This window comes from Nonomuraea sp. LPB2021202275-12-8, assembly GCF_037044575.1.
Taxonomy (GTDB): domain Bacteria; phylum Actinomycetota; class Actinomycetes; order Streptosporangiales; family Streptosporangiaceae; genus Nonomuraea.
Genome location: NZ_JBAHWD010000016.1, coordinates 75,598 through 88,335, shown reverse-complemented (window position 1 = coordinate 88,335; position 12,738 = coordinate 75,598). Strand labels below are relative to the sequence as shown.

14 protein-coding genes are annotated in these 12,738 nt (G+C 73.7%); 8 read left to right on the top strand and 6 right to left on the bottom strand.

Features of this window, described 5'->3' with window-relative positions; genetic code table 11:
* Positions 1-94 precede the first annotated feature (94 nt).
* Positions 95-922 (top strand): 3-methyl-2-oxobutanoate hydroxymethyltransferase, encoded by an 828-nt coding sequence (gene panB / locus V5E28_RS27085; protein WP_336210442.1) that lies wholly within the window; start codon positions 95-97, stop codon positions 920-922.
* 52 nt (positions 923-974) lie between these two features.
* Here the strand turns inward: panB and V5E28_RS27080 are convergent, their stop codons facing one another.
* The 3 genes from V5E28_RS27080 to V5E28_RS27070 are packed head-to-tail and all read right to left on the bottom strand — an operon-like array spanning position 975 to position 3,488.
* Complete coding sequence (locus V5E28_RS27080; protein ID WP_336210440.1) at positions 975-1,976, bottom strand: threonine/serine dehydratase; 1,002 nt, start codon at positions 1,974-1,976, stop codon at positions 975-977.
* A complete protein-coding gene (locus tag V5E28_RS27075) occupies positions 1,976-2,272 on the bottom strand; it encodes an ArsR/SmtB family transcription factor (RefSeq protein ID WP_336210438.1) in 297 nt (98 codons plus the stop codon). Before V5E28_RS27075 ends, V5E28_RS27080 begins: the two co-directional genes overlap by 1 nt.
* A gap of 43 nt (positions 2,273-2,315) precedes the next feature.
* Complete coding sequence (locus V5E28_RS27070; protein ID WP_336210437.1) at positions 2,316-3,488, bottom strand: trans-sulfuration enzyme family protein; 1,173 nt, start codon at positions 3,486-3,488, stop codon at positions 2,316-2,318.
* A gap of 60 nt (positions 3,489-3,548) precedes the next feature.
* Here V5E28_RS27070 and yczR point away from each other — a divergent pair, with 60 nt between their 5' ends.
* The 6 genes from yczR to V5E28_RS27040 all read left to right on the top strand — a co-directional run bounded on the left by yczR (position 3,549) and on the right by V5E28_RS27040 (position 9,112).
* Entirely contained in the window at positions 3,549-4,988 is a 1,440-nt protein-coding gene (gene yczR / locus V5E28_RS27065; RefSeq protein ID WP_336210435.1) for an aminotransferase-like domain-containing protein, read from the top strand.
* A 62-nt stretch (positions 4,989-5,050) separates the two neighbouring features.
* The gene (locus V5E28_RS27060; RefSeq protein WP_336210433.1) at positions 5,051-5,734 is read left to right on the top strand and encodes an alpha/beta hydrolase; all 684 of its coding nucleotides are present in this window, start codon (positions 5,051-5,053) and stop codon (positions 5,732-5,734) included.
* Positions 5,735-5,779: 45 nt separating this feature from the next.
* Positions 5,780-6,667, top strand: a complete 888-nt coding sequence (locus tag V5E28_RS27055) for an ABC transporter ATP-binding protein (RefSeq protein ID WP_336210431.1) — start codon at positions 5,780-5,782, stop codon at positions 6,665-6,667.
* Positions 6,664-7,383 (top strand): ABC transporter permease, encoded by a 720-nt coding sequence (locus tag V5E28_RS27050; RefSeq protein ID WP_336210428.1) that lies wholly within the window; start codon positions 6,664-6,666, stop codon positions 7,381-7,383. The genes V5E28_RS27055 and V5E28_RS27050 overlap by 4 nt, the downstream gene beginning before the upstream one ends.
* Positions 7,384-7,391: 8 nt before the next feature.
* Complete coding sequence (locus tag V5E28_RS27045) at positions 7,392-8,510, top strand: sensor histidine kinase (RefSeq protein WP_336210425.1); 1,119 nt, start codon at positions 7,392-7,394, stop codon at positions 8,508-8,510.
* Positions 8,507-9,112: a response regulator transcription factor gene (locus V5E28_RS27040; RefSeq protein ID WP_336210423.1), complete on the top strand. Its 606-nt coding sequence runs from the start codon at positions 8,507-8,509 to the stop codon at positions 9,110-9,112. Before V5E28_RS27045 ends, V5E28_RS27040 begins: the two co-directional genes overlap by 4 nt.
* Before the next feature lie 16 nt (positions 9,113-9,128).
* Here the strand turns inward: V5E28_RS27040 and npdG are convergent, their stop codons facing one another.
* Together npdG and V5E28_RS27030 are read right to left on the bottom strand one after the other, a co-directional pair.
* Positions 9,129-9,782 (bottom strand): NADPH-dependent F420 reductase, encoded by a 654-nt coding sequence (gene npdG / locus V5E28_RS27035; protein ID WP_336210420.1) that lies wholly within the window; start codon positions 9,780-9,782, stop codon positions 9,129-9,131.
* Between the two features lie 87 nt (positions 9,783-9,869).
* Positions 9,870-11,012 (bottom strand): lipase family protein, encoded by a 1,143-nt coding sequence (locus V5E28_RS27030; RefSeq protein ID WP_336210418.1) that lies wholly within the window; start codon positions 11,010-11,012, stop codon positions 9,870-9,872.
* A gap of 159 nt (positions 11,013-11,171) precedes the next feature.
* On the opposite strand from V5E28_RS27030, the gene V5E28_RS27025 reads away from it, so the two are divergent.
* Positions 11,172-11,750 (top strand): hypothetical protein, encoded by a 579-nt coding sequence (locus V5E28_RS27025; RefSeq protein ID WP_336210415.1) that lies wholly within the window; start codon positions 11,172-11,174, stop codon positions 11,748-11,750.
* Here V5E28_RS27025 and V5E28_RS27020 read toward each other — a convergent pair.
* Positions 11,725-12,708: a LysR family transcriptional regulator gene (locus V5E28_RS27020; RefSeq protein ID WP_336210413.1), complete on the bottom strand. Its 984-nt coding sequence runs from the start codon at positions 12,706-12,708 to the stop codon at positions 11,725-11,727. The two genes, V5E28_RS27025 and V5E28_RS27020, sit on opposite strands and share 26 nt — an antisense overlap.
* Positions 12,709-12,738 lie beyond the last annotated feature (30 nt).

Sequence of the window (12,738 nt, the reverse complement as noted above, 5' to 3'; positions counted from 1 at the left end):
CCGACACTTTCGCCACCGGTTTTCGCCCGTGGCATCATCGGGAGGAGTCCGGGGACGCCGCTGGGGCGCCTCGAGACGTTCTGGAGGCTGACTCATGTCTTCATCGACCCTGTACGGCGGCGTCTCCGGACGCCGCGTCACCGTGCGCGACCTCGCCGCGGCCAAGGAGCGCGGAGAGCGGTGGCCCATGGTCACCGCCTACGACGCGATGACCGCCCGCGCGTTCGACCAGGCGGGCATCCCGGTCCTGCTGGTGGGCGACTCGGCCGCGATGGTCGTCTACGGCTACGACTCCACCCTGCCCGTCACCGTCGGGGAGTTGCTGCCGCTGACCGCGGCCGTGGTGCGCGGCTCCTCGCGCGCCCTCGTGGTGGCCGACCTGCCGTTCGGCTCCTACCAGTCCTCGCCGCGACAGGCGCTGGAGTCGGCGGCCCGCTTCATGAAGGAGGCGGGCGCGCACGCGGTCAAGCTGGAGGGCGGCCGGCGCGTCCTGCCCCAGGTCGAAGCCCTGGTCTCGGCGGGCGTCCCGGTCATGGCGCACCTCGGGCTCACGCCTCAGTCGGTCAACGTGCTCGGCGGCTACCGCGTCCAGGGGCGGGGACAGGAGGGCGAGGAGCTCATGTCCGACGCCAAGGACCTGGAGCGGGCCGGCGCCTTCTCCGTGGTCCTCGAATGCGTCCCCGCCGACCTGGCCGCACGGGTGACCGCGTCGCTGGCCATCCCCACGATCGGCATCGGCGCGGGCCCCGGCACCGACGCCCAGGTGCTCGTCTGGCAGGACCTCATGGGCCTCACACCGAACCCGGCCAGGTTCGTCAAGCAGTACGCCGACCTGGCCGGCGACTTCGACCGCGCGGCCCGCGCCTTCGCCGGCGACGTGGTCAGCGGCGCCTTCCCCGCCCCGGAGCACACCTACCAGTAGGACCCGCGCCCCCTCCCGTCCGCCGCGGCAGGCGGCCGGGAGGGGGCGGGGATCAGCCGTCGCCGTGGGCCAGCGTGGCCGGGTCGGTGTTGGAGCCGCACACCATGATCGCGACCCGCTCCCCGGGCGCGGGGGTGTAGACGCCCGACAGCAGCGCCGCGTACGCGGTCGCGCCCGCGTGCTCGGCCACCATGCGGTGCTCCGCCCAGAGGGTACGGCGCGCCGCCACGATGGCCTCGTCGGTGACGAGCACGCTGCGGGCGCCGGCCCGGGACAGGATGTCGTAGGCGAGGTCGCCGAGCCGGGTGGCGCCGAGCGCGTCGGCCGCGATCCCGCTCACCTGCACGGGCACCGGCTCACCGGCCTTCAGCGCCTCGTGCAGGGTGGGGATGCGCTCCGGCTCCACCGCCACGATCTTCGGCCCCGACCCCGGCTCGGCCCGCGGTGAACGGGCGCCGCCCGACGACGACCCGCCGGAGGACACCGGACCCGGGCCGCCGAGCGCGCCGGATCCGACGGCCACGCCGGCGGCGAAGCCGCCCCCGCCCACGGCCACCATGATGGTGTCCACGCCTCCCGTCTGCGCCATCAGCTCCAGCCCGGTGGTGCCCTGCCCGGCCACCACCTCGGGCTGGTCGTAGGCGTGCACCTGGAGCGCGCCCGTCTCGGCGGCGCGCTTGGCCGCCGCCTCGGCCGCCTCGGAGTAGATGGACCCGACCTGCGTGATCCGGGCGCCGAGCGCGCGCAGCCCGGCCACCTTCACCGGGCTCGTCACCTCCGGCACGAAGATCTCCGCCGTGACACCGAGCGCGCGGGCCGCGTAGGCGACGGCCAGCCCGTGGTTGCCGCCGCTGGCGGCGATCACGCCGCCCGGCGGCAGCTCGCCCGCGGACAGGATCCGGTTGAACGCGCCGCGGACCTTGAACGAGCCCGAGTGCTGCAGCTGCTCCAGCTTGAGGAACCGCCCCGGCGCGACCTCGAGCACGGGCGTGCGCAGCACATGACCGCCGACGCGCCCGGCGGCGCGCACCACGTCCTCGTATGACACCGTCATCACAGTTCCCCCTCGATCGTCTGCTTGAGCCGCGCTATCCGCTCCTCGTCGCGCTGGTAGAACACCCACTGCTTGACGCGCCTGCCGCGGATGAGCCCGGCGCGCTCCAGGATCTTCAGGTGCCCGGTGGCGCTCGGCTGGGTCATGTTCAGCCGGTGCGCGATGGCTTGCGCGCACACCCCGTCCTTGACCAGGTCGCCGTCGACCTGGGGTGGGAAGTGCGCGACCGGGTCCTTGAGCCAGGCGAGAATCAGCAGGCGGGGCTCGCTCGCCAGGGCGCGGAGATCGGACAGCACTTAGGCATTTTCCTAAATGCCTAAGTGCTGTGTCAACACGCGCCTACGCCAGCGCCTGCGCGAAGTCGGCCCAGAGGTCCTCGGCGTGCTCGATGCCGACGGCGGCCCGCACGGTCCCCTCGCCGATCCCGTGCCTGGCCAGCTCCGCGGCGCTGAGCGCGTGGTGCGAGGTGGTGGCCGGGTGCAGGATGAGCGTCTCGACACCGCCCAGCGAGGGAGCCAGGAGCGCCAGCCGTACCGAACGCATGAACCTCTCCCCCGCGGCGCGCCCTCCGGCCAGGTCGAAGGCGAACACGCCGCCGAAGTCCGGCAGCAGCTTGCCCGCGAGCTCGTACGACGGATGCGACGGCAGGCCGGGCCAGTGCACGGCGGTCACCGCGGGGTGCTCGGCGAGCCGGGTGGCGAGCAGCCGGGCGTTGGCGCAGTGGCGTTCCATCCGCAGCGCCAGGGTCTGCAGGCCGCGCAGCGTGAGCCAGGCAGCGAACGGGTCGGCCGAGGCGCCGAGCTCGATGGCGAAATGCCACACCTTCTTGTAGAGCGCGTCGTCGGCGAAGACGGCGATGCCGCCGACCACGTCGGTGTGCCCGGACAGGTACTTGGTGGTGGAGTGGATGACGATGTCGGCGCCGTGCTCGATCGGGCGGCAGAGCATGGGCGTGGCGAAGGTGTTGTCCACCACCGAGACGAGGCCGAGCTCGCGGGCCGCCGCGAACATCCCCGGCAGGTCGGCGACCCGGCCCATCGGGTTGGCGATCGTCTCCAGATAGACCAGCCTGGTCTCGGGGCGGACCGCCGCGCGCAGGGCGGCGGGGTCGTCCTCGGCCACGTAGGAGACCGTGATGCCGAACCTGCCGGCCAGATCGTTGATCATCGCGGCGGTGCCGCCGTAGAGGGCGTCCTGAGCGATGAGGTGGTCGCCGGGCTTGAGCAGGCCGAGCAGCACCGCGTTGATGGCGCCCATGCCGGACCCGGTGGCGATGGCGCCCGCGCCGCCCTCCAGCCCGGAGATCGCCAGTTCGAGAGAGCGGACGGTGGGGTTGGTGTACCTGCCGTAGACGAACGGCCCGTCCGGCCGGCTCATCCCGTCGGCCATCGTCTCGGGGTCGTCGAAGACGAAGCCGGAGGTCTGGTAGATGGGCATGGAGATCGGGCGGCTGCCCTCGATGGTCGGCTGGGGCAGGTGGACGGCTCTCGTTTCGGGGCGGTAGTCGCTCATGCCAGTAAGAATGTCCGCTGAAAAGGCCCTACATCAGAGCCAATCAGACAAAATTGGTTCATGAATGAGGCCAATGCCCATGACCTCGTCGACCGGCTCGGCCGATGGGCGTCCGGCCGCGGGCCGCTCTACCTGCTGCTCGCCGCCCGCCTGCGGGCGCTCATCGACGACGGCGTGCTGCCTCCCGATGAGCCCTTGCCCCCGGACCGGACGCTGGCCGGGCGGCTCGCGGTCAGCAGGGGCACCGTGGTGGCGGCCTACGACCTGCTGCAGCAGCAGGGGCGGGTGGTGCGCCGCCGGGGCAGCGGCACCCGGGTGGCGGCGCTCGACCTGCCCGCCACCCGCGCCACCGACGGGGTGACGGCCAACCCGCTGCTGCTGCACATCCTGCACCCGCCGGACGGAGTGGCCCTGCTGACCTGCGCCGCCCCGGACGACCCGCCGCCCGAGCTCGCGCAGGCGTACGCGGACGCGATCGAAGGTCTGGCCGGGCTGCGCGACCTGGGCTACCAGCCCGCCGGAAACGCGGCGTTGCGCGAGGCCGTGGCCGCCTACTACCGGGGCCGCGGCCTGCCGACGACCGCGCAGGAGATCATCGTGACGACCGGCGCGCAGCAGGCGCTGACGCTGCTGAGCGGACTGCTGGTGTCGCCCGGGGACACGGTCCTGACCGAGTCGCCGACCTATCCGGGCGCGCTGGAGGTGTTCAGGCACGCCGCGGCGGTCGTGCGGCCCGTGACGCTCGACCCGCCCGGCCTGGCGGCCGCCTCTCGGGAGCGCCGCCCCGCGCTGGTCTACGCGGTGCCGACCGCCAGCAACCCCACCGGCTCGGTCATGGACACCGGCTCCCGCAGGCGCCTGGCCGCGTTCGCCGCCGAGCACGACGTGCCGCTCATCGACGACGAGGTCTGCGCGGAGCTCTGCTTCAGCGGTGACACCCCGCCGCCGGTCGCCTCCTATGCCTCCGGCGAGCAGGTCGTCACGATCGCCTCGCTGAGCAAGGTGGTGTGGGGCGGGCTGCGGATCGGCTGGATCCGGGCCCCCGCTCCCCTGGTCTCCCGGCTGGCCCGGCTGCGCGCCGTACACGACCTGGGCGGTGAGGTGGTCGGCCAGCTCGCCGCCGCCGCGCTGCTGCGGCGGCTGGAGGACATCCGGCGGGCGCGCGTGGGCGCGCTGCGCGCCCGGCACGACCACCTGTGCGCCGAGCTGCGCACCCACCTGCCCTCCTGGTCGTTCGAGCCCGCCCGGGGCGGTCAGACGATCTGGGTACGGCTGCCGCGCGGCGAGGCCGGCGCCTTCGCGCAGGTGGCGCTCAGGCACGGGGTCGCGGTGCCGCCCGGCAGGTCGTTCGACCCGCTCGGCGGTCACGGGGACCGTCTGCGGCTGCACTACCTGCTCCCGCGGCATGAGCTCTCCCAGGCGGTGCGGGGGCTGGCTGCGGCCTGGCACGCCTACGACGGCGCCGAGCGGCCCGCCTCCCGGCACACGCTGGTCGTCTGACGGGGCTCCGCCGTGAGCTGACACGCCGGTGCGGTGGGGAGTCCTGCGGCAGGGTGTGAAGCATGACGTTCGTGCTCGTACACAGCCCCAGCGTGGGCCCCTCGACGTGGGCGCCGGTGGCGGCGGCGCTGGAGCGCAGAGGCCACGCCGCCGTGGTGCCCGACCTGACAGGCGTGACCCGCGGCGGCCCTCCCCACTGGCCGAGGATCGTGGAAGCCGTGCGCGCGGCGGCGCCCGAGACACCGGTCGTGCTGGTCGCCCACAGCAACGCGGGGCTGTTCCTGCCGGCGATCAAGGAAGGGCTCGGCGAGCGGGTGGTGGCGTGCGTGTTCGCCGACGCCCACCTGCCTCCCCCGCGCGGGCTGGTGCGGGCCGGGCAGGAGGACTTCCTGCCGTTCCTGCGCGAGCTGGCCGGCGACGACGGGGTGCTGCCGCGCTGGACAGACTGGTGGAGCGAGGAGGACGTGGCGCCCATGTTCCCCGCCGACGCGGCCCTGCGGGAGCGCGTCGTGGCGGAGCAGCCGCGCCTGCCCCTCGCCTTCTACACCGAGCCGATCCCGGTGCCCGCCGGGTGGGACGCGGTCAGGTGCTCGTGCCTGTGGTACGGCCCGCCGTACGACACGGTGGCCGAGGAGGCGAGGCGGCGTGGCTGGCCGGTGCTGCGCGCGCCCGGGATGCACCTGCACCAGCTCGTCGACCCGGAGGGGGTGACCGACGCCCTGCTGAAGCTCTCCCGCAAGTCGTGAATTCTTCACTGCCGTCCCCGATCACGTCCCGACATAGTCGGATTCATGACAGCGATTCGGGTGCACGAACTCAGAAAGAGCCACGGGGGCTTCGAGGCCGTGAAGGGCGTCTCGTTCGAGGTGCCCGCCGGTGAGATCTTCGCGCTGCTGGGCCGCAACGGCGCGGGCAAGACCACGACCGTCGAGCTGCTCGCGGGCTTCCAGCGGCCCGACGCGGGGACCGTGCGCGTGCACGGCCTCGACCCGGTCTCCGACCGCGCCGCCGTGCGGCGGCGGACGGGCATCATGCTGCAGGAGGCCGGGTTCTTCCCCGACCTGACCGTCGCGCAGACCGTCGACACGTGGCGCGACTTCACCGCCGCGCCGCGCCCGCGCGGTGAGGCGCTGGAGCTGTCCGGCCTGGCGGCCAGGGCGGGCACGAAGGTGCGCCAGCTGTCCGGCGGCGAGAAGCGGCGGCTCGATCTGGCGCTGGCCGTGCTGGGCAGGCCGGACGTGCTCTTTCTCGACGAGCCGACCACCGGCATGGACCCGGAGGGGCGCCGCGACACGTGGCAGGTCGTGCGCGACCTGGCCGCCCTGGGCACCACGATCCTGCTGACCACCCACTACCTGGACGAGGCGCAGCGGCTTGCCGGCTCCATGGCGATCATGGACGCGGGCGAGATCGTCGCGGCCGGCGGGATGGCGGAGACGCTCGCCGCGCGCAGCGGGCGGGTGGCGTTCCGGCTGCCGCGCGGAACGGACCCGGCCGACCTGCCGCTGCCCGTCACCCTCGACGGCGAGCTCGCCGTCTGCCGTGCCGACGACCCCGACCTGGCCGCGCAGACGCTGCTGAGCTGGGCCGCCGGACGTGGCCTGCGGCTGGTGGGCCTGGAGGTCCGCACCGCGACCCTCGAAGACCTCTTCCTCGACCTGCCCAGGAGCGTCCGATGAGCCTCACCGCCACCTACAGACTCGGTACCCGGCTGTTCTGGCGGGACCGCGTCATGCTGTTCGCCTCGGTCCTCACGCCCGTGGGGCTGGCCGTCGGGCTGCCCGTGCTGATGGGCAACGTCCACCCCGACGGGGCGGAGGCGGCCACCACGATCTTCCACGGCATGCTGGCGATCCTGCTGTCGATCACCGCGTTCATGAACATCGTGGCCGCTCTGACCAGCCGCCGCGACCTGCTCGTGCTCAAGCGGCTGCGCACCAGCACGCTGACCGACGGGCAGATCCTGGCCGGCCAGATCGCCAGCACGGTCACGCAGACCGTGGCCCTGATCGTGGCGTCCACCCTGGCGGTCTGGTTGCTCGCCGATGTGCCACTGCCGGCGAGCCCGCTGCTGTACGCCGCCGCAGTCGTCGCGGGTTCGGCCGTGATGGCGCTGCTCGGCGCCGCCTACACTGCCGCGGTCCCGCGCGCCGAGCTGGCCGCCGCGTTCACCATGCCCGTCTTCCTGCTGGCCGGTGTCGGCGCCGGTGCGATGGGCCCGATCCCGCTGCCCTCCTTCGTCCAGTCCGCGCTGGACCTGCTGCCGACCACGGCCGTGGTGGACGCGGTCCGGACCGGCGAGATGCTGCTGCCCGCGGTGAACCTGGCCGTCTGGGCGGTCATCGGCGCGGTCGCGCTGAGGCTCTGGTTCCGGTGGGAGCCACGGCGGTCATAATCGTGGCTGTGACCTCCTCCTCCGCGCAACGCCTGGCGGGCGGCCTGATCACGGCCGCGTCCGTCGCCTACTCGGTCACCGCCCTGTCGTACTTCGCCGGCAACCCGATGAGCGGCCTGGTCGCCAGCGTGGCGACGCTCGGCGTCGTCCTGCTGCACTACGTCAACATGCGGGCCGGCCTGCGCGGCGAGCGCCCGCCGCTGTTCCCGCTAACGCTGGCGCTGCAGGCCGTCGCCACCTACCTGCCCGACTACCTGCTGCCCTACGGCTACTCGTCGGTGGCGGCCCCGATGCTGGCCGGGACCGTGCTGGTGTTCCTGCCGCCGCGCTGGGGCGGCCCCGTCGTCGCGCTGATGGCCCTGTACGAGGCCGTGAGCATCATGGCGGTCACGCCCCTGGTGGTCACGCTCTTCTACACCCTCACAGTGCTCATCACCGGCGCCATGATCTACGCCCTGGTCCGGTTCGCCCGCGTCACCGTCGAGCTGGAGCAGGCCAGGGCCGGGCTGGCGGAGGCGGCGGTGCTCAAGGAGCGGCTGCGCATCTCCCGCGACCTGCACGACGGCCTGGGCCGCAGCCTGACGGCCATCGCGCTCAAGGGCGACCTCGCCTCCCGCCTCATGGACCGCGACCCGGACGCGGCCGGCGGCGAGGTGCGCGAGCTGGTCAAGGTGGCCAGGGAGGCGGCCCAGGACGTGCGGCAGGTGGCGCGCGGCTACCGCGAGCTGTCGCTGGCCGGCGAGGTGGACAGGGCCGTGGCGCTGCTCGAGTCGTCCGGCGTGAGCTGCCAGGCGAACCTCACCGACACCCCGCTGGCCAGGCGCTCCGACGAGGCGCTGGCCTGGGCCGTGCGCGAGGCCGTCACCAACGTCCTGCGCCACAGCCGGGCCACCACCTGCACGATCACCACCTCGGCGCGGTCCGGCACGCTCCGTCTCGAAGTCGCCAACGACGGCGGAACGACCGAGCACGCCATCCAGGCCGGCGACGGCCCGGCCGGGCGTGCCAACCGGGCCGGCGGTGGGCTGACCGGGCTGGCCGAGCGCGCCGCGCACGCGGGCGGCACCCTCACCGCCGAGCCCAGCGGCCAGGGCGGCTTCCTGCTCGCGATGGAGGTCCCCGCGTGATCAGGGTGCTGCTCGCGGAGGACATGCACATGATCCGCGCCGCCCTCACGGCCCTGCTGAGCCTCGAACCCGACATCGACGTGGTCGCCGAGGTGACGCGGGGCGACGAGATCGTCCCGGCCGCGCTGGCGGCCCGCCCCGACGTGGCGATCCTGGACATCGACCTGCCGGTCGTCGACGGCATCACCGCGGCCGCCACGCTGCTCGAGCGGCTGCCCTCGTGCCGCGTCCTCGTGCTGACCGCGATGGGCCGGCCGGGCCAGGTGCGGCGGGCACTGGTGGCCGGCATCGAGGCGTTCCTGGTCAAGGACGCGCCCGGCGACCGCCTGGCGGACGCCATCAGGCGCACGGCCGCGGGCCTGCGCGTGCTGGACGCCGAGCTGGTGTCCTCGGCGATGGAGTGGGGCGAGAGCCCGCTCACGCCGCGCGAGTCGGGAGTGCTCAAGGAGGCGGCCAGAGGCGCCTCGGCGGAGGAGATCGCCTCCCGGCTCCACCTGTCGACCGGCACGGTCCGCAACTACCTGACCGGCGCCATCGCCAAGACGGGCGCCCGCAACAAGATCGACGCCATCCGCATCGCCGAGGACGCGGGCTGGCTGTGACCGGGCCCGCGGGGCGTCAGATGTCGGTCACGCGCAGCCCCGCGTGCGCCTTGTAGCGGCGGTTGACCGAGATGATGTTGGCGGTCAGCGCCTCCACCTGGTGGGCGTTGCGCAGCCGTCCGCCGTAGATCCCCCGCACGCCGGGGATGACGTCCGCCAGTGCCCGCACCGTGTCGGTGGCCTCGCGGTCGTCGCCGAGGACGAGCACGTCCAGGTCCACCTTCTCCACCGCCGGGTCCATCAGCACCACGGCCGACACGTGGTGGAAGGCCGCCACGACCCGGCTGTCCGGCAGCACCGCCGCCGCCTGCTGGGCGGCGCTGCCCTCCTCGACGGGCAGCGCGTAGGCACCCTGCTTGTCGAAGCCGAGCGGGTTCACGCAGTCCACCACGATCTTCCCGGACAGCTCCGCGGTGAGCGACTCCAGCAGCGCCTTGTGCCCCTCGTACGGCACCGCCACGATCACGATGTCGCATCCGCCGGCGACGTCGGCGTTGGCCGCTCCGGTCGCGCCGGCGCCGATGGAGCCGGCCACCTCCTGGGCCCGCTCGGCGTTGCGCGACCCGATCACCACCGAGAGTCCGGCCAGGGCGAACCGCCGCGCCAGCCCCTTGCCCTGGTCACCGGTGCCGCCGAGAATGCCGATGGAAAGCCCGCTCACGTCAGTCATAAGCCAGATCATGCCAGCTCCGCGGCACCGTACCCGCGCCAGGGTCGCTCCGGCGCCGGACCCGGCGTGCCGGGCCCGGCGACGCCGTCAGCAGTTGCCGAAGGCGGGCAGGCCGTACACGCGCAGGGCCAGCCACTCGATGGCCAGGGGCCCGCCCTGGACGGCGCCCAGCACGTGGCTGCCCGCCGACAGGGACGCCCACCTGACGTTCACGCCGGCCGCGCAGTACTGCGCGCGCAGCGTGGCGCCGACCACATGCGGGATCGTCTCGTCGCCCCGCGCGTGGTAGAGGAACATCGGCACCCGCGGCGGCGTCGAGCCGAGGCGGTTCTCGGCCAGGCGGGCCAGCCACTTGGGCTGGTTGAGCAGATCGACGGGGCTGAGATCGGCGAAGCGCAGGCCGGCGAGCTTGCCGAGGTCGCCCACGCAGTCGTCGGCGGCGTCGGCCAGCAGGGCGCGGCCCCGGTCGTTGAGGTCGGCTTCCAGGTCGAGCTCCGGGTAGGCGGCGTCCAGGCCGACGCCGGCGGCGGCCGCCAGGCCGAAGTCGGCGGTGCCGTCCAGGTGGTCGGCCACCGCGTGCAGGTCGGCGGGGACGCCGCCCGCGGCGACGCCCCTGAGCCGAAGTTCGGGGGCGTAGGAGGGGTGGAGCTGGGCGGCCCAGCCTGCCGACGCGCCGCCTTGCGAGTAGCCCATCAGCGCCACCGGGGCTTGGATCGACAGGCCCGCTCCGGAGACGCGGGTCGCGGCCCTGACCGAGTCCAGCATGGCGTGGCCCTGGGAGACGCCCGCCATGTAGGTGTGCTGGCCGGGGGTGCCGAGGCCCTCGTAGTCGGTCACGGCGACGGCGAAGCCCTTGAGCAGGAACAGGCTGATCAGCGCGAGCTCGGCCTCGCGGCCCTGGCTCATGCTGACCGAGGGCGCGCACTGGTCGCCGAGGCCGTGGGTGCCGGTGGCGTAGCCGATGATGGGCCGCCTGCCCAGGGGATAGCCCGCCTTGGGCACCAGCAGGGTGCCGGACACGGCGTTGAGCGAGCCGGTCGCGGAAGTGGAACGGTAGACCAGGTGCCAGGCGTTGACCGGCACCTCCAGCAGCTTGCCGGGCAGCAGGTAGACGGTGGTCGGCTCGGCGGAGACGACCTCGCCCGCCGTGGCGGCGCGGGCCGGGACCGCGACGAGGGACATGATCAGGACGAGGATCGCGGACACGCTGACGCGGACACGTAACTTCATGTGCCGCCCCTCTCAGTGGGATGCGCTCACGGGACGGCGGCGCCGCGAACCGATCGTTACCCGCCGGTAACCGCATGTCAAGGCCCGAGATGCCGCGTGTCAGGCAGGGGAGACGAAGAAATCGGTCACTGTGGGTCGCATGTCGTGCACCATGGCTTCATGGACTCAGGATCGGTGGACCTCCTGCGTGACATCCTGGCCGAGACGGGCTGGGTCGAACGCACCCGCGAGCTCGGCTACGCCCTGCGGACCACCCGCTCCCCCGGTGGCCTGCTGCTGGTCGGCACCCCGGAGGACGAGCCCTGGCACCTGACCGCCCACCTCGCCGACGAGGCCCGCCTGTCCGGTCTGGCCCAGCTCGCGCCCACCCTGGTGCGCTGGACTCCGCCCGCCGGCGCCCCCGCCCACCTGTCCGTCGGCCTCGACCGCATCCAGCGGGCCTCGCGGGGCGAGACGCTGTTCGTGGTGGCCGAGCGGCAGGCACCGGTCCCGCTCCTCGAACGCGTCGACGACGCCCGCCGCACCGGCGCCACCATCCTGGCTCTGGAGGGCGGCGACCGCGAACTGTCGGGCCTGGCGCACGACGCCATCGCCATCCCGCAGCACGGCCCGATCAACTTCGACGGTGCCCAGCACCTGGTCAGCGCGGCCGCCGGCGAGATACCCGAGCGCCCCGGCCTGCGCGAGCGGCTGGCCCGCCTGCTCGACCGCCTCAGTGGCCCCCGGGTGCCGGAATAGTCCCGCTCTCCTGCGGCTCGGCCGTGCGCAGGTGGCCGCTGAGGGTGCCGGCCAGCGAGGCGGTGACGGCCTCGATCGCCCCGATGACGACCGCCTGCACCGGGTCCGGCTCCCCCGATCTCGTACGGCTCACGCGCGTGACCGCGTCGATGCGGCGCGAGCCCACGTCGCCGATGTCGCTGACCCGCACCTCGCCCTCGGGCACGTCCAGCAGGGCCAGCGTCGGCACGATCGCCACCCCGTGCCCGGCCGCGACCAGCGCCAGCGTGGGGCCGAACTCGGTGATCACGTGGACCTTGCGCGGTTCGAAGCCGTGCAGCCCGGCGAGCCGGTCCAGAGCCTGGCCACAGGCCTGGTCGGGCTCGCTCGCCACCCACGGCACGCCGGCCAGGTCGGCGACCCGCCTGGGCGGCTCCGGCCAGGCGGGCGGCACCACGATGCGGTACTCGTCCACGTAGAGGGCGCGGGTGGCCAGCGAGGGCTGGGCGAGCACGGGCAGGCTCATGTCCTGCTCGGTGATCAGGACGTCGACGGCGCCATGCCTGAGCTCCTGCAGGGCGGGCTGGCCGTACACCTCGTGGATGGCAGGGACGATCTTGGGGTGGCGGGCGGCGAGATCCCGGATGGCGGGGACCAGGATGTGCTGGATCACCGTCGGGAACGCGGCGATGCGCACCGGGCCGGCCAGCCGCTCGGTGAAGCGGGTGAGCTCGCGCCTGGCTTCGGCCAGCTCGTCCTCGACGCGCTCGGCGTAACCGGCCAGGACGCGGCCCGCCGGAGTGAGCGAGACGCGGCGCTGGGAGCGGTCGATGAGCGCCAGCCCGACCTCGCGTTCGAGCTGGGCGAGCTGCTGCGAGACCGCCGAGGGGGTGAGGTAGAGGGCTTCGGCCGCCCGCATGACGCCGCCACGGCGCGAGACCTCGTGAAGGACGCGTAACCGGCGAGGGTCGATATCCATGCAGTGGAGCTTACGCCGACCTTTAGCACT